Annotated in this window: 12 protein-coding genes; 3 read left to right on the forward strand and 9 right to left on the reverse strand. The window is 69.7% G+C overall.

The features are described from left to right. Positions 1 to 140: 140 nt before the first annotated feature. Positions 141 to 734: a TetR/AcrR family transcriptional regulator gene (locus tag ACPC54_RS33735; protein WP_498970257.1), complete on the forward strand. Its 594-nt coding sequence runs from the start codon at positions 141 to 143 to the stop codon at positions 732 to 734. 156 nt (positions 735 to 890) lie between these two features. After that, positions 891 to 1,334 (forward strand): SRPBCC family protein, encoded by a 444-nt coding sequence (locus ACPC54_RS33740; protein WP_498970258.1) that lies wholly within the window; start codon positions 891 to 893, stop codon positions 1,332 to 1,334. A 313-nt stretch (positions 1,335 to 1,647) separates the two neighbouring features. On the opposite strand, the gene ACPC54_RS33745 is transcribed toward ACPC54_RS33740, so the two are convergent. The 8 genes from ACPC54_RS33745 to ACPC54_RS33780 all read right to left on the reverse strand — a co-directional run bounded on the left by ACPC54_RS33745 (position 1,648) and on the right by ACPC54_RS33780 (position 12,356). After that, positions 1,648 to 2,595, reverse strand: coding sequence for a hypothetical protein (locus ACPC54_RS33745; RefSeq protein WP_498970259.1), 948 nt, complete (start codon positions 2,593 to 2,595; stop codon positions 1,648 to 1,650). A 14-nt stretch (positions 2,596 to 2,609) separates the two neighbouring features. Then, complete coding sequence (locus ACPC54_RS33750; RefSeq protein ID WP_498970260.1) at positions 2,610 to 3,413, reverse strand: papain-like cysteine protease family protein; 804 nt, start codon at positions 3,411 to 3,413, stop codon at positions 2,610 to 2,612. A 340-nt stretch (positions 3,414 to 3,753) separates the two neighbouring features. Next, on the reverse strand, positions 3,754 to 4,689 hold the full coding sequence (locus ACPC54_RS33755) for an amino acid ABC transporter permease (protein WP_498970261.1): 936 nt from the start codon (positions 4,687 to 4,689) through the stop codon (positions 3,754 to 3,756). Continuing rightward, a complete protein-coding gene (locus ACPC54_RS33760; protein WP_498970262.1) occupies positions 4,686 to 5,351 on the reverse strand; it encodes an amino acid ABC transporter permease in 666 nt (221 codons plus the stop codon). The genes ACPC54_RS33755 and ACPC54_RS33760 overlap by 4 nt, the downstream gene beginning before the upstream one ends. A gap of 78 nt (positions 5,352 to 5,429) precedes the next feature. After that, entirely contained in the window at positions 5,430 to 6,254 is an 825-nt protein-coding gene (locus ACPC54_RS33765; protein ID WP_498970263.1) for a glutamate ABC transporter substrate-binding protein, read from the reverse strand. 30 nt (positions 6,255 to 6,284) lie between these two features. Continuing rightward, entirely contained in the window at positions 6,285 to 7,064 is a 780-nt protein-coding gene (locus tag ACPC54_RS33770) for an amino acid ABC transporter ATP-binding protein (RefSeq protein WP_498970264.1), read from the reverse strand. A 202-nt stretch (positions 7,065 to 7,266) separates the two neighbouring features. Beyond that, a complete protein-coding gene (locus tag ACPC54_RS33775; RefSeq protein WP_498970265.1) occupies positions 7,267 to 8,862 on the reverse strand; it encodes a flavin-containing monooxygenase in 1,596 nt (531 codons plus the stop codon). A 227-nt stretch (positions 8,863 to 9,089) separates the two neighbouring features. Beyond that, positions 9,090 to 12,356 (reverse strand): bifunctional cytochrome P450/NADPH--P450 reductase, encoded by a 3,267-nt coding sequence (locus ACPC54_RS33780; protein WP_498970266.1) that lies wholly within the window; start codon positions 12,354 to 12,356, stop codon positions 9,090 to 9,092. Between the two features lie 145 nt (positions 12,357 to 12,501). Here ACPC54_RS33780 and ACPC54_RS33785 point away from each other — a divergent pair, with 145 nt between their 5' ends. Then, positions 12,502 to 13,143, forward strand: coding sequence for a TetR/AcrR family transcriptional regulator (locus ACPC54_RS33785; RefSeq protein WP_498970267.1), 642 nt, complete (start codon positions 12,502 to 12,504; stop codon positions 13,141 to 13,143). 39 nt (positions 13,144 to 13,182) lie between these two features. Here ACPC54_RS33785 and ACPC54_RS33790 read toward each other — a convergent pair whose 3' ends face one another. Next, a complete protein-coding gene (locus ACPC54_RS33790) occupies positions 13,183 to 15,279 on the reverse strand; it encodes a transglycosylase domain-containing protein (protein ID WP_498970268.1) in 2,097 nt (698 codons plus the stop codon). Positions 15,280 to 15,371: the final 92 nt, after the last annotated feature.

Consider the following 15,371-nt stretch of genomic DNA (forward strand, 5'->3'; position numbering starts at 1 on the left):
AGTGCCGCGGCCGGCCCTGGTCGGGTGGCGGCGGGCAAGGGGCAGTTGCGCCCCGCTTCGGCTAACCTGAAACGGAACGCTGTCCCGTTTACTATCCGGAACAACGTTCCGCTTTGTCAACGAGTATCGGAGGGAGAGTCGTGTCCAGCGAAAGCCCCACGGGGAGCGCCTCGGCCCGGAGCAAGCGGGCCGACGCGCTGCGCAATCAACAGGCGCTGCTCGCCGCCGCCGCCGAGGTCTTCGTGGCCTCCGGCGTCGACGCGCCGATCCGCCGGATCGCGGCCAAGGCGGGTGTGGGAACGGGAACGATCTACCGACACTTCCCGACCCGGGCCGATCTCGTCACGGCCGTCTACCGCCACCAGATCGAGGAGTGCGCGGAGGCGGGCCCGGAGCTGCTGGCCGGCGCCGACTCGCCGTTCATCGCCCTGCGTCAGTGGATCGACCTGTTCGTCGACTTCCTGGTCACCAAGCACGGACTGGCCGACGCGATGCAGTCGGACAGCAGTGGCTTCGCCGCGCTGCACGGCTACTTCCTCGACCGTCTGCTGCCGGTCTGCGCGCGGCTGCTCGACGCCGCGGTCGATGCCGGTGAGATCAGGGCGGGCACCCAGCCCTACGAACTCATGCGCGGCATCGGCAACCTGTGCATCGGAGGCGGAGACCCGCAGTACGATCCCCGGCGCCTGATCGAACTGCTCCTGTGCGGACTGCAGCGCCGCCCGTCGGAGTGACGTCGACGGTAACTGCGCGGCGGGTGCAGCCCGAGCGGCTGCCGGGGATCGGCGCCGCCGGCCTCATGCTGCGCCCCCGCGGCCGGGAGGCGTTGGCCGGGACTCTCTGGAATCCTGGCTGTGAAGCATCTGCCAGGCCCGTCGCGAGGAGCCGACATGTCGGGACAGTTCGAGGCCAGCGTCGAGGTCGACCGCCCGGTGGAGGAGGTCTTCGCCTATCTCGCTGACGGCCGCCACGACCCCGAGTTCAGCCCCCGGGTTCTGGAGATCGCGAAGACTCCGGACGGCCCGACCGCAGTCGGAACGGTCTTCCGCAGCACCGTGAAGGATGCCGGGATGAAGACGTCCCGCGAGTTCCGCATCACCGATGTGGAGGCGCCGCGCACCGTCCGGTGGAGCGAGCAGAGCAAGAACCTCATCACCGCCGACGGCGGCTATGACCTCGAACCGCTGCCGGACGGCCGTACCCGGGTCCGGATCTTCAACGTGCTCGAAGGCCACGGCCTCGGCAAGGTCCTGCTCGGCCCGGCCGTGCACGCCGCCCGCAAGGATGCTCCCGACTTCGGACGCCGGATCAAAGCGGCCATCGAGCGGTCCTGACCTCACGTACACGGCAGCCGGTCCCCGCGCGCAGTCCGGCGCAGCAGGCGAATCCCGCGGCGTGGCGTTCGGTACGCGGGGCGGTCCTGCGACCACGGCCAAGCCGGGGGCGGCGACCCGTGCCCTTCCCGGCATCCTCGCCGCGCTGCTCGACCGCGACGGCGCACGCCTGGAACCGGCTGAAGGCCTGTCGGCCCTGGCCGGGCCGTGGTTTCCGAAGCTGCACACCCTCTACTGCTCGGGGAGCACGAGGCACCGGGCGCCCAAGGACGTGTTGTCCGTCGCCCGGTTCCTCGTGTCCGCCGTTCGGGTGTCAGTCCTTCGGTGCGCCGCGGCCGCGACGGCGCAGGTGCAGGCAGAATCCCGCGGCACCGGCCAGCGCGGCGGCGCCGACCGCCGGCAGCTGCCATGACGTCGGGGACGACTGATCGGCAGAGGCCGACGAGGTCGTCGGACGCTGCGTCCCTGATGGTGCTTCGGGCAGGACCTGGGGCGGCGTTCCGGGCGGTGACCCGGCTGCTGTCCCCGTGCCGTCGAACAGCCCGAATCCTCCGGCGAGCCCCTTCCGGTCGTAGCCGGATCCGGGGAGTTTGTCCGCGTACCGACCCGTCACCAGCTTCTGGTAGGCGGCCAGCGGGAGGCTCTGTCTGCCGCCGAGGCCTGTGGTGGCCTCGCTGTTGAGCGGCTCGACGTTGCCGCTCGCGGTGAGCCGGTACCAGGCGTGGATCTGCGGCTCGGTGAAGGTGCGGGCGTCGGGGGTAGCGCGTTCGGCGAGCTTGAGCTCGTTGTCACCGTCCTGGATGCCCGCCAGCCGCCAGCCGCCGGCCTTGTCCGGCGGAGCGAGCAGTACGGCGGCCTGGTGACCGTCGGCCGCGCTCACCCGCGAGGCGAGGTAGGACAGCCTGAGCGCGTTCCGCGGTGTCGGCTGGGCCTTGCCCGCCACGAAGTCCACCGACAGCTCGTACATCGGAACCGGGTCCCTGAGCTGGAACGACGGTGGCGCGGCGACCGCGTTCGGGGTGTTCGGCCGACCGCCCGTACTGCCGCCGTCGGCGCCGGTCCCGGCTCCGGGGGCGGTCGCCGTCCTCGCGGCGCCGAGGAAGCGGGAGACGGTGTCCTGCGTCTGTCCGGAGCGCAGCACCTGCTGAGCGGCGCCGTAGTCCGGGACATCGCCCCCGCTGTCGGCCCGGGCTGTCGTGGCGGCGGCGCCGACGCTCACGAGTGCGGCGGTGGTGAGGGCAACCACCTTCAGTGTCCTCATGGTTGGTTGTCTCCTCACGCGTGCATGCCGACCCGCGAGTGGGTCCATCGGAACGAGCCGTTGCTGACGTAGGTATCGAAGTTCCACCAGGTGTACGTCTGCGTACTGGGCCACGGATCGCCCACGGCGATCATGTTGCTGGTGCTGTCGTAGCCGTAGATGACGTTCATGTGCCCGCCGCCCGAGGTCCAGCCGATGCGCACCGCGAACGGCCGCCCGTTGGCTATCTCGTTGGTGACCTCGTTGAACGAGGCGTTGCGGTCCAGGTCGTAGCCGCTGTTGCGGAAGCCCATGGCGGACAGGCCGTTGGCCATGTCGTCGAGCGTTGCGGGCCGGTCGTTGCAGTCCAGCCAGCGGCCCTGTTGGGCGAGGCGGCAGAAGTCGTACTGGTTGTACTGGTTGTAACCCCAGTAGGTGGCGACCGTCAGGCCGGAGGCGTCCCAGCACCACTCGTCCTGGACCTGCTTCTGCATGGTGATGTCGAGTGCTGTCCAGCTGGTGGGCCGGGTGGAGTTGCAGAGCGGCAGGTTCCCGGTGTCCTCGCTGATGAAGGCGTCAGCGATGTAGTAGGCGCCCGACCAGATCCAGCGGTTGTCGTTCTCGACGGTGTCCCCCGTGGTGCGGCAGATCATCGGGATGCGGTCGCCCGGTGCGGCCTGGCCGGAGGCCCGGGCTGAAAGTGAGGGGAGCACACGTTCGTTGACGGTGCTGTAGTTCCCCTGCCCACCGATGACGGTTCCCTTGACCAGCCCCGCCTGGGCCACGGCACCGATGCCCAGCGCGGCCGCGGCGGCCAGCACGGCGGCGATTGCCGTCATCGCCGCCCGACGCGATTTTTTGCGGTGTCTGCTCATGCGTCAGATCTCACTCCCCGTTAGGTGAAACCGAATGCGGGGGAGTCTGGCAGAGCCGCGTCAAAACCGGAACGGAGAAGTCCGGGCCGCTTCGTGGCTGCACGCTTAGGTGGTGGGCGCCCGGAGTCAATGAGCAGTACCTGAAGGCTGGTTGTCGATCAGTGGATTCAGTGGTCTAGTCCACTGTTATCTTATCGTTATCCGCGCATGGTCATATTTCACTCTGTGAAATTTCACAGAGTGAGTGCAATGTTACTCACGATGACGGTTTCAGAAGGGGAAATTCAGAGGTCCGAAGAAGGGCTTATGCGCTGCCCGAGGTGCCGTTCGCTCCGCCGAGATCGTCGCGGCTCACGTGCTCGCCCGGTGTGGCCAGCTCTTCGACCGCGCCGGCGGTGACCACCGCGCCGGTCGACCTCCTGCCGCGCCGCAGCCTGCCCTCCAACCAGCTCGCGAAGGACGTGAGCGCGAGGTTCAGGATGATGAAGAGCACCGCGACCACGGTGAAGCTCGCGATGGTGTTCGCGCCGTAGTTCGCGCTCATCGGGCGGACCGATGCCAGCAGTTCGGAGAAGCCGAGCAGCGCGCCGCCCAGCGCGGTGTCCTTCACGATGACGACCAGCTGGCTGACGATCGCCGGCATCATCGCGGTGACCGACTGCGGCAGCAGCACATAGCGCATGACCTGGTTCTTGCGCAGGCCGATCGCCTTGGCCGCGTCGGTCTGGCCCCGGGGGAGGGCCAGGATTCCGGCCCGGACGATCTCCGCGAGCACCGAGCCGTTGTAGAGGACGAGACCGGTGACCACGGCGTACAGCGGTCGGCTGTCGGAGCTGACACCGGTGTATTTGGCGTAGGCCGCGTTCGCGAAGAGCATCAGGATCAGTACGGGGATGGCGCGGAAGAACTCCACGACGGTGCCGGCCGCACCCCGCGCCCAGCGGTGGTCGGAGAGCCGGGCGATGCCGAACAGCGCTCCGAGCGGGAGTGCGATGACCATGGCGAGCGAGGCGCCGATGAGTGTGTTCTTGAGCCCGGGCAGGAGGAACGTCGTCCAGGCGCGGGAGTCCGTGAAGATGGGCTGCCACTTGACCCATTCGAGCTGGTTCTTGTCGGCGAGACTCTGGACCACCCACCAGATCAGGGCGGCGAGGGCGACCAGGAACAGCACCGTCCACAGCGCGTTGTTCCGTCTGGCACGCGGCCCCGGGGCGTCGTACAGCACGCGCGACCGGGTCATCGCTTCACCGCCACCTTCTTGCTCACCCAGCCGAGGAGCAGCCCTGTCGGGAGGGTGAGGCAGATGAATCCGAACGCGAAGACGGCGGAGATGAGGATGACCTGGGCCTCGTTCTCGATCATCGTCTTCATCAGCGCCGCGGCCTCGGCGACACCGATCGTGGCGGCCACCGTGGTGTTCTTGGTCAGGGCGATCAGCACATTCGCAAGTGGACCCACGACAGAACGGAAAGCCTGAGGAAGGACGATGAGCGTCAGTACCTGGGGGAATCTCAGGCCGATGGCGCGCGCCGCCTCGGTCTGACCAACGGGCACCGTGTTGATGCCGGACCGTAGGGCCTCGCAGACGAACGCCGCGGTGTAGGCGATCAGACCGAGCACGGCGAGCCGGAAGTCGATCGTCTTGAAGTCGTGGGAGCCGAGCGTGACGCCGAGCGTCTGGAACAGGCCCAGGGAGGTGAAGACGATGATCACGGTGAGGGGGATGTTCCGGACCACATTGACGTAAACGGTGCCGAAACCACGCATCAGCGGCACAGGGCTGACGCGCATGGCGGCGAGTGCCGTTCCCCAGACCAGGGCCCCGATGGCGGAGTAGAAGGTGAGCTGTACCGTCACCCAGAAGGCCCCCAGTAGGTCGTACCGATCAAGGAAATCGAACATGTCGTCTTCTCACAGCCTTCCGCGTGGCTGAAGGGCGAGGCGCGCCGCCCACGGGCGGCGCGCCGTGGGTAACCCGCGTCAGCTGACGATGACGCCGATCTTCGGCGCGGGCTCGTTGTGATAGTCGGCCGGGCCGAAGTTGTTCTTGACGAACGTGTCCCAGGATCCGTCGCTGACCATCTTCTCCAGGGCTGTGTTGATCTTCGCCTTGAGATCGCTGCCCTTCTGGACCCCGATGCCGTAGTTCTCGTTGCTCAGCTTGAAACCGCCGAGCTTGAACTTGCCCTTGAACTGGGCCTGCGCGGCGTAGCCGGCGAGGATCGAGTCATCGGTGGTCAGGGCGTCGACGGCCTTGTTCTCCAGACCGGTCAGGCACTCCGAGTAGCCGCCGTACTCCTGGAGCTGAGCGTTGGGCGCGATCTTCGTCTTGACGTTCTGCGCCGAGGTGGAGCCGGTGACCGAGCAGAGCTTCTTGTTGTTCAGGTCCGCGGGCGTCTTGATGGAGTCGTCGTCCGCCCGGATCAGTACGTCCTGGTGCGCCAGCAGGTAGGGGCCGGCGAAGTCGACCTTCTGCTCGCGCGCAGGGGTGATCGAGTACGAGGCGGCGATGAAGTTGACATCGCCGCGCTGGAGCAGCGTCTCGCGGTCGGCGCTCTTGGCTTCCTTCCACACGATGTCGCCGGGCTTGTAGCCGAGCTGCTTGGCGATGTAGGTGGCCACGTCTACGTCGAAGCCCGTGTACTTGCCGTCGGGGGTCTTCAGGCCGATGCCCGGCTGGTCGAACTTGATACCGACGGTGATCGTCTTGCCGCTCGTCCCGCCGCCGCCGGACGAGCAGCCTGCGGCGGTCACGGACAGCACGAGCGCAGCGGCGACCGCGACGGCGACCTTACGAAGCTTCATGTGATCGTCCCTAATGCTCAAGGGTCCCGGTCAGTGGTGAAGGATCTTCGAGAGAAAGTCCTTGGCCCGCTCGCTGCGCGGGTTGCTGAAGAACTGATCGGGCGTTGTCTCCTCCACGATCCGGCCATCCGCCATGAACACCACGCGGTTGGCGGCCGAACGGGCGAATCCCATCTCGTGGGAGACGACGACCATGGTCATGCCCTCGGAGGCGAGCTGCCGCATCACCTCCAGCACCTCGTTGATCATCTCGGGATCGAGCGCGGAGGTCGGCTCGTCGAAGAGCATGATCTTCGGGTCCATGGCCAGTGCCCTGGCGATCGCGACGCGCTGCTGTTGGCCACCGGAGAGTTGTGCGGGGTACTTCTCCGCCTGGGAGGCGACACCCACCCGGTCGAGTAGCCGGCGCGCCCGCTCTTCGGCCGCCTTCCTCTCTTTCCCGCGGACCTTGACCTGGCCCAGCATCACGTTGTGCAACACGGTCTTGTGCGCGAAGAGGTTGAACGACTGGAAGACCATGCCGACGTCGGCCCGCAGCGCAGCCAGTTCTCGGCCTTCGGGTGGCAGGGGCTTGCCGTCGATGACGATGTCACCGGAGTCGATGGTCTCCAGGCGATTGATGGCCCGGCACAGCGTGGACTTCCCACCACCGGACGGCCCGATCACCACGACAACCTCACCACGGGCGATGGTCAGGTCGATGTCCTGGAGGACATGGAGATCGCCGAAGTGCTTGTTGACCTTGCTCAGCACGACCAGATCGCCCGAAGCGGGGGTGGGGGTTTCCTTCGTCACGGCTGCCTCGTTCATCGGCTTCATCGTCCGGCCTCCAGCAGGAAGCCGCAACGCCACGTCATCGGCACCATGGCCGACCTACGCACCACAGTGGTCGAGGAGGCGGTTGCCGACATCCTCCTCGGGGATCCGGCAGGCCATCGGCACGCTCGTCGCACGTCCGGACCGGTCGACGTCCTGGAACGCCGCGCATCCGGTGCAGTCTTTGCGCTGACGGCTAGCGTTCGGCCGTCCGGCGGGAGCCGCGGGTGGGTCCGCTGCCTTGGCTGGGCAGCCCGGTGCGCGTGGCCGGGGGTGTGGCGGGTTGGCCCGTGGCCGTGCTGGCGCCTTGGGAAGGCAGGAGGCCGCCGGACCAGTGGTAGGCGTCCGGGTCGAAGGTGCTGAGCTGCCGCAGCAGGCGGCGGGTGGACCACGGCCAGCAGAACGTGTTCAGGCCCGGAGCGCCGTAGTAGTAGCTGGAGTCGTCGGTCGCGTAGACCGTGGACTTCAGGGCTTTCTGTACGGCGATGTTGTGCGCGCGTTCGACGTCGGGCCGCACATCGAGGGCCGTGTGCCGACCGTGGCGCAGGTGGCGGAGGGCGTCGGTGATGTAACGGAGTTGGGCCTCCAGGACGGTGGGCACGGCCGTGGTGCCGCTGAGGACGTTCGGGCCCAGGAGGAGGAAGAGGTTGGGGTGGCCGCTGACGCTCGTGCCCAGGTAGGCGTGGCGGCCGGGGCTCCAGGTCTGGGCCAGGCTCTGGCCGTCCGTGCCGTACAGGCGGGGCGCGAGGGGCAGATCGCCGATGTGGAAGCCGGTGGCGAGGATGACCGCGTCCGCGTCCGTGCGTCGTCCGTCGGCACCCACGACGGTGCGGCCGTCGACGGCGACGGCACGGGTCGGGTGCAGGCGGACACGGGGGGAGAGCAGGGCCGGGTAGTAGGTGGCGGAGGTGAGAAGTCGTCGGGCGCCGAGCCGGTGACCGGGGGTCAGGGCCTGTCGGAGCTCGGGGTCGGGGACGGCGCGGCGCAGGTGGAGTCGGGCCGCGACTTCCAGGGGCGGAAGCAGCTGTGGGTGGCGCAGGGCCAGTCCGATGGCGTCCTGGACACGGGCATGGAGTGCGCGGACGAATCGGCGTACCGCGGGCCGGCGTTGCAGCAGGTGGTACAGGCTGCGGGGGAGGGTGTAGTCCGGTTTGGGCAGCACCCACGGGGCGGTGCTCTGGAAGACGTCCACCCGCGCGGCACGGCGCTGGAGCTCCGGCAGGAACTGCACGGTGGAGGCCGCGTTGCCGATGACGGAGACCCGGAGGCCGGACAGGTCGACCTCGTGGTCCCAGCGGGCGGAATGGAACACCGCGCCGGGGAAGGCCGTCAGGCCGGGCAGGTCGGGGTAGCGGGGGCGGTTCCACGGGCCGGTGGCCAGGACGACCGCGCGGGCGAAGACGTCGCCCGCGCTCGTGCGCAGGTGCCAGCGGCCGCTCGGGTCCCAACGGCCGCCTTGAACCTCGCTGCCGAAGCGGATCACCTCGTCCGTCTGGTGCTCGGCGGAGGCGGCCCGAAGGTAGCCGAGGATCTCGGTCTGGGAGGCGAAGGCGCGCGTCCAGGGCCCGGGCGCGAAGGAGTACTCGTACAGCAAGGACGGTACGTCGCAGCCGCATCCGGGGTAGGTGTTGTCGCGCCAGGTGCCCCCGAGCCGGTCCGATTTTTCGAGCACGACGATGTCCTCGAAGCCCGCATTGCGCAGGGTGATGGCAGCGGCCAGACCGGACAGCCCGGCCCCGACGATCGCCACCTCCACCTCGTGCGAGGCCCCCGCCCCGGCGGCGTCGACCACGTCCCTCTCCCCGTGTCGCGATCAGCAAGGAGCACCGACCGTAGCAGCGGCGGGCGGCGGACCGCGGTCCACGCGCCTCCACGGACGGGTGAAACTCCGGGTACGAGGTGGTCGGCCTCCGGGCGGGGTGGGGTGCATGGCCTCTCGGTGGTGGCCGGGAGGCCGTGCGGAGGTCGGCTGTTGAGTCTGCGTGGCCGGGTGCGGGGTGCCGGGACGGGGTGTTCGGGTCAGGCGAAGACGTCCTGCTGGTAGCGGCCTTCGGCCTCCAGTTCCGCGAGCCACTGGCGGGCGGTGTCGTCGTCGCTGCCGGCGCGGTCGCGGTGGAGCGCGGCGAGTGCTTCGCGGACGGCCGGGGCCATGTGGCGGCCGTCGCCGCAGACGTAGACGTGCGCGCCGGATTCCAGGGCCTGCCAGACGGTGTCGGAGGCGGCGGTGACGGCGTCCTGGACGAACCGGGCCGGGTGGCCGGCCAGGGCCGAGAAGGCGGTGTGGAGCCGGGCGATTCCGGCCTGCTCCCAGGCCTGCAGTTCCTGGCGGTAGAAGTAGTCGTGCTCCGGGTGCCGGCAGCCGACGAACACCTGGGACAGGCCGACCGGTGTGCCGTTCTCGTGCTGCCGGGCGCGCTCCTCCAGGAACCCGCGCAGGGGGGCGATGCCGGTGCCGGGGCCGACCAGGATCAGCGGGGTGGCCGGGTCGGCCGGCGGGGCGAAGGCCGGGGACGGTGCGCGTACGTAGCCGTAGACGACGTCACCGGGCGTGAGGCCGGTGAGGTAGGCGGAGCAGGTGCCGCGGTACCGGCCGTCGCCGGACGGGGCGGGGCCTTCGAGGAGGCCGACGGTCAGGCGCACCCGGCGCGGGTCGGCCAGCGGGGAGGAGGAGATGGAGTAGAAGCGGGGGCGGATCGGGCCGGTCAGCTCCAAGAAGGCGGCCAGCGGCAGTTCGACGGCGGGGAAGCGTTCCAGCAGGTCCAGCACCGACAGCCGGTTGCCGAGGACCTCCTGCCGGTAGCGCTCCTCGGCTTCCTCGCAGTCAGCCGTGCAGGCCTCCAACTGCGGCCGGGTCCACGGGCATGCGGTGTGCTCGGCCAGCACGCGCACCTGGGCGCGGGTGGCCACGTCCTGCAGTTCCAGGAACTCGGTGAGCAGCAGGCCCGCGGTGACGGGTGTGCCCACGGGCAGGTGGGTGCGGCCGCCGGCCGGCTGGTCCAGGCACAGGACCTGGTCGCGGTCGACGCCGAGCCGGGCGAGTGCGCGGTCGACCAGGGCCGGTTCGTTCCTGGCGAAGACGGCCAGGTGGTTGCCGGTGTCGTAGGTGACGCCCTCGGGCAGCTCGATGGTGACGGACTTCGCGGACGGCCGCGGCGGTTCGATCCGGAAGTCCCAGAGCCCGGTCGCGTCGCCGACGAGTTCCTCGGTGGCGACCACGGTCAGCGGGTGGGCGTGCCCGGCGACGATCGTGGGGCGCACCTCGGCCTCGGTGAGGAGCCGGACGCGGTAGCGCGGGCCGTCCGCGGCCGCGGTGTCGGCGGCGTACTCCTCGGCCAGGGTGGTCCACAGGGTGTCCGTCCAGCGGGTGGCCATGCCGTCGAAGTCGCCGGCCGCGTCGGCGGTGCCGCGCTCGACGACCGGGGTGGCGCCGGCGGCGAGCAGGCCTTCCTCGATGCGCTTGGGGAAGGCCTGGTAGGTGGCCACCCACTGGGTGTTGCCGGCGCCCAGCAGCGCGAACCGGACGCCCGACAGCGAGCCCTCGGGCAGTCCGGCGGCGAGCAGGTCGTCGAAGCGCCGCGCGTTGTCGGGGGCCTTGCCGTTGTAGCTGGCGGCGATGACGGCGAGCAGGCCCTCGGTGGGCAGGTCGTCGCCCAGCTCGTCCAGGCTGACCAGGGTGGTGGTGAACCCGGAGCGCTCGCCGCGGTCGGCGATCGCGCGGGCCAGGTCCTCGCACGAGCCGAGGCTGGAGCCGTACGCGACGGCGAGCTTCGTCCCGACGCCGCTGACCGCGGCCCGCGCCTGCGTGCCGGCGTCGTTCGGGGCGGCGCTGCTCGTGCCGGCGCCGTTCGGGGCGGCGCTGCGCGGGTCCGCCGCGCCGAAGACGGTCCGCTCGTGCTCCCGGCGGGCCCGCACGACCAGTCGGAAGTCGCCGGGCTTGTGGGTCAGCGTCTCCCGGACGTCCATCCGGTAGTCGTCGGGGTCGGAGAGCTTGAACCTCTGCAGGACGAGCGCCAGGGCCAGGCGCGCCTCCGTGAGCGCGAACTGGCGGCCGATGCAGGCGCGCACGCCGTTGCCGAACGGCTTGTAGGCGTGCGGGTGTTGTGCGGCCCGCTGCTCCGGCAGCCAGCGGTCGATGTCGAACTCGTGCGGCCGTTCCCACCCCGTGGGGTGGGTGTGCAGCGGGGCTTCGAGGATGTTGACCCGCATGCCCTTCCTCAGCTCGTACCGGCCGCCGATGACGGTGTCCTCGCGCGGGGCCTTGCCGAAGATCGGGATGGGGGCCCACAGTCGCAGGGTCTCGTCCAGGACCCGTGGGATGACGTCCAGCCGCATGATGGTGTCGTAGTCCGGGACGGTGTCGCCGGGCAGCAGCCGGTCCACCTCGGCGTAGGCCTGGGCCAGCACGTGCGGGTTGCGCATCAGCGAGTAGGTGGCGAAGGAGAGCAGGCCGCTGGTGGTCTCGTGACCGGCGATCAGGAACGTCAGCACCTGGTCGCGGACGTTGTCGTCGCCGAGCAGCCTGCCGGTCTGCGGGTCGGCGGCCTCCAGCATCAGGCCCAGCAGGTCCTCCTCGCCGCCGCCCTTCCCCGCGCGGCGCTCCGCGATCACCTTCTCGACGAGTTCGCGCATCAGCCGGATGTCCGCGCGGTACCTCCGGCCGTCCGCCTTGCGGAGCCTGGTCAGCACGGGAAGCTCCTGCGAGCGCCGCAGCGATTCCACCAGCGTGCCCAGCAGCGCGTCGAGGAAGGGGTGCAGTTCCTCCTCGTCGAAGGACCGGAACCGGTAGCCGAACCCCGACAGGGCGATGGTGTCCAGCGTGAGCCGGGTGTAGTCGTCGGTGATGTCGACCGGCTGCCCCTCCCTGTGCTCCCACTTGGCGACCAGGTTCCGGGCGATCTCCAGCATCTGCCCGAAGTACGACTTCATGGCCCGCTGGCTGAACGCCGGCAGGAGGACGCGGTGCGCCATGCCCCATTCCTCCTCGTCCTGGTGGGCCGTGAACAGGCCCGCCCCCGCGAAGTCCCGGACGTGCTGCAGCGGCGTCTTCTCGATCTGCTTGAAGAACCGCGTCTCGTCGCAGACTTCGGCGACGAGGTCCGGGTCGTAGACGAAGACCTGCTCGATGCCGGCGATGTCCATGCCGTAGATGCCCTCGGGGAACCGCTTGGACAGTTCGACGAAGTACGCGACGGGGTTGGTGCCGGGGATCTGCGGTGTGTGGCCGAGGAGCGGTATCCCGCGCGGGGACGGGATGGGGCGGAGGCCGTTGGCGGGTCGGGTGGCCATGGCGTGCTCCTTGGAGAGGAGGAGGGCGGGCAGGGGCATGGGTCGGTGCCGTGGCGCACCACGGAACCATACGCTGTATGGAAGTGATACCATACGGCGTATGGAAAAGGCGACGCGTGCTCCGCGGGGAACCAGGAAGAGAGACGTGCCTCTGACCGAGGCCGGGATCCATGCCGCCGCCCTGCGGCTCATCGACGCGGACGGGGTCGAGGCGCTCACCATGCGCAAACTCGCGACCGCGCTGGATGCGAACCCGATGTCGCTGTACCACCACGTGCCGAACAAGGACGCCCTGATGCACGGCGTGGCGAGGATGGTCGGAGCGCAGTTCCGCACCGTGACGCCGGAGGGCGCTCCCTGGCAGGAGCGCATCCGCCTGCTCGCCGCGGACTTCCGGGCGATGGCGCACCGGCACCCCAGGCTGATGGCCTACTCGTTCGGCCGGCCGGACTTCATCCGGCCCGAGGACCCGTTCTGGACCGCGCTCACCGCGACACTGGTCGCAGCGGGAGTGCCGCGCTCGGAGGTGCCGCGGATCGCCGCCCTCACGTGCGCCGCCGTCCTCGGGGTCCTCACCGCGGAACTCAACGGTGCGCTCGACCAGTGGTCGAACCTCGGGTCGGCCGGTCCCGATGCAGCCGGGGACGAAGGCGGCGCTGACGGCCCGGGCGCTGACGGCCCGAGCGCCGCCGGGGACCGCATGTTCCACCTGCTGCTGGACACGATCGTCACGGGCCTGGAGAGCCGGCTCTGCGCCGATCGTGACGGCCGGGGCGCCGGTCGCTGAAGGGTCCGCCGGTCCGCCGAGCGGCGGACCGGCGGACGGTCAGTGCTGCTGCGGGCCGGACGAGGTGGGGTTCGGCTTGGTCGTGCCGGTCCCGGTCGGGGTGCTGCTGGGGTCGGGCTTGGTCACCGGGTCGGGGATGTCGGCCATCGGCAGGGACTTCTCGGGCGTGTCGCGCAGGGCCTGGTCCATGGCGTCCCGCCAGATCGGTCCGGGGCCGTCCGCGCCGAACACCTCGTCGTGGTGGTGCCCGTTGATGGTGATGTCGCGCATCTCGACGCCGCCGGCGGGGCCGCCGAGCCAGACCGAGGTGGCGAGTTGCGGGGTGTAGCCGCTGAACCAGGCCGCCCGCTTGTGGTCCGAGGTGCCGGTCTTGCCGGCGATCTGGCGGTTGTCCGACAGGTGGAGGGCCGCACCCGTGCCCTTGTTCTCGGTCACGCCGTTCAGGATGGTGTTCAGGGCCCGGGCCGTCTGCTCGGAGAACGCCTGCTCGCAGTGGCCGGCCGGGACGGGGACGTCCTTGCCCTCCACGGTGGTGATCCCGGTGATGGCGATCGTGGTGCAGTGGGTGCCCCCGGCGGCGAAGGTCGCGTAGACGTTGGCCATGGTCAGCGGGCTCATCTCCTCGACGCCCAGGGCCATCGCGGGGACCTCGTCCAGGGGCTTGCCGCTGGCCTTGGTGGTGATGCCGAGCTTGTTGGCCATCTGCTTGACGGCGCAGAGGCCGATCTCCTGCTCCATCTGCACGAAGTAGGTGTTGACCGAGAGGGCCATCGCCATCTTCAGCTGGTAGGGGCCCTTCTCGCCGGCGGATTCGTTGGGCACCACGGTTTTGGGCCGGGCCTCGTTCCTCCAGGTGCCCTCGCAGGTCTTCATCGTCGGGTACTCGAGCGAGTTCGGGGCCGAGTACTCCTGGGTCGCCGGCAGCCCCGCCTCCAGGGCCGCGGCCGCGACGATCGGCTTGAAGGTGGAGCCGGGCTGGAAGCCGTTGCCGCCGCCCATCGAGGCGTCGACGTTGAGGTTGACGACGGTCTGGTTCTTGTTCTGGTCCAGGCCGTAGGGGCGGGTCTGGGCCATCGCGAGGATCTTGCCGGTGCCGGGCTCGATCATGGTGGCGGCGGCGGACACGGTGTCGGTGACCCGCACGTTGTCGCTCACCGCGCTCTGGGCGGCGGCCTGCTTGTCCGGGTCGAGCGTGGTGCGGATGTTCAGGCCGCCGGTGGCCCAGAGCTTCTTGCGCTCCTCGGCGCTCTTGCCGAAGGCCGGGTCGTGCTTGACCACCTGGCGCACGTAGTCGCAGAAGAAGCCCATGCCGGCCTTGGCGGTGATGCAGCCGTTGCGCGGCTCCTGGTACCTGAGTCCGAGCGGGGCGGCCTTCGCCTCCTTCGCCTGGTCGGCGGTGATGTGCTTGTTCTCCAGCATCTTGTCGATGACGACGTTGCGACGCTTGACCGTGCTGTCGGGGTAGCGGACCGGGTCGTACTGGGACGGGTTCTGCACGATCCCGGCGAGGGTGGCGGCCTCGGCGACGGTCAGGTCCTTGTTGCTCTTGCCGAAGTAGCGCTGGGAGGCGGCCTCCACGCCGTACGCGCTGTTCCCGTAGTACGTGATGTTGAGGTAGTTGGTGAGGATCTGGTCCTTGGTCAGCTCCTCCTCCAGCTTGATCGCGACCTTGAGCTCCTGGATCTTGCGGCCCAGGGTCTTGCGCTGGGCCTCCAGTACGGCGTCCTGGTCGTTGCCGGCCTTCTCCACGTTGACGTTCTTCACGTACTGCTGGGTCAGCGTCGAGGCGCCCTGCGCGTTGGTGCCGCTCTCCGCGTTCTTGCTGAGCGCGCGCAGGACGCCCTTGAGGTCGACGGCGCCGTGCTCGTAGAAGCGGGCGTCCTCGATGTCGACCTGGGCGTGCCGCATGAACGGCGACATCTGCTCGGCGGTGATGACGGTGCGGTCGCGCTCGTAGACCTTGGCGATCAGGCCGCCCTTGGCGTCGAAGATCTGGGTGGCCTGGGTGAGCGGCGGGGTCTTGAAGTCGCCGGGGATGTCGTCGAAGCCCTCCGCGGTGTTCTTGGCGGTCAGCCCGATGCCACCGGCGACGGGCAGGGCGAGGCCCGCCAGCAGGACGCCGGACACGACGCTCACGCCCAGGAAGGTCGCACCGTGACGAGCTAACCGGAGCGCCGTCCTGCGGGGCGGGCGGGGCTCCGCGGCGTCGGACGAATTCGCTATTGGCG

The organism is Kitasatospora sp. NPDC094028, from assembly GCF_049543595.1.
Classification (GTDB): Bacteria; Actinomycetota; Actinomycetes; order Streptomycetales; family Streptomycetaceae; genus Kitasatospora.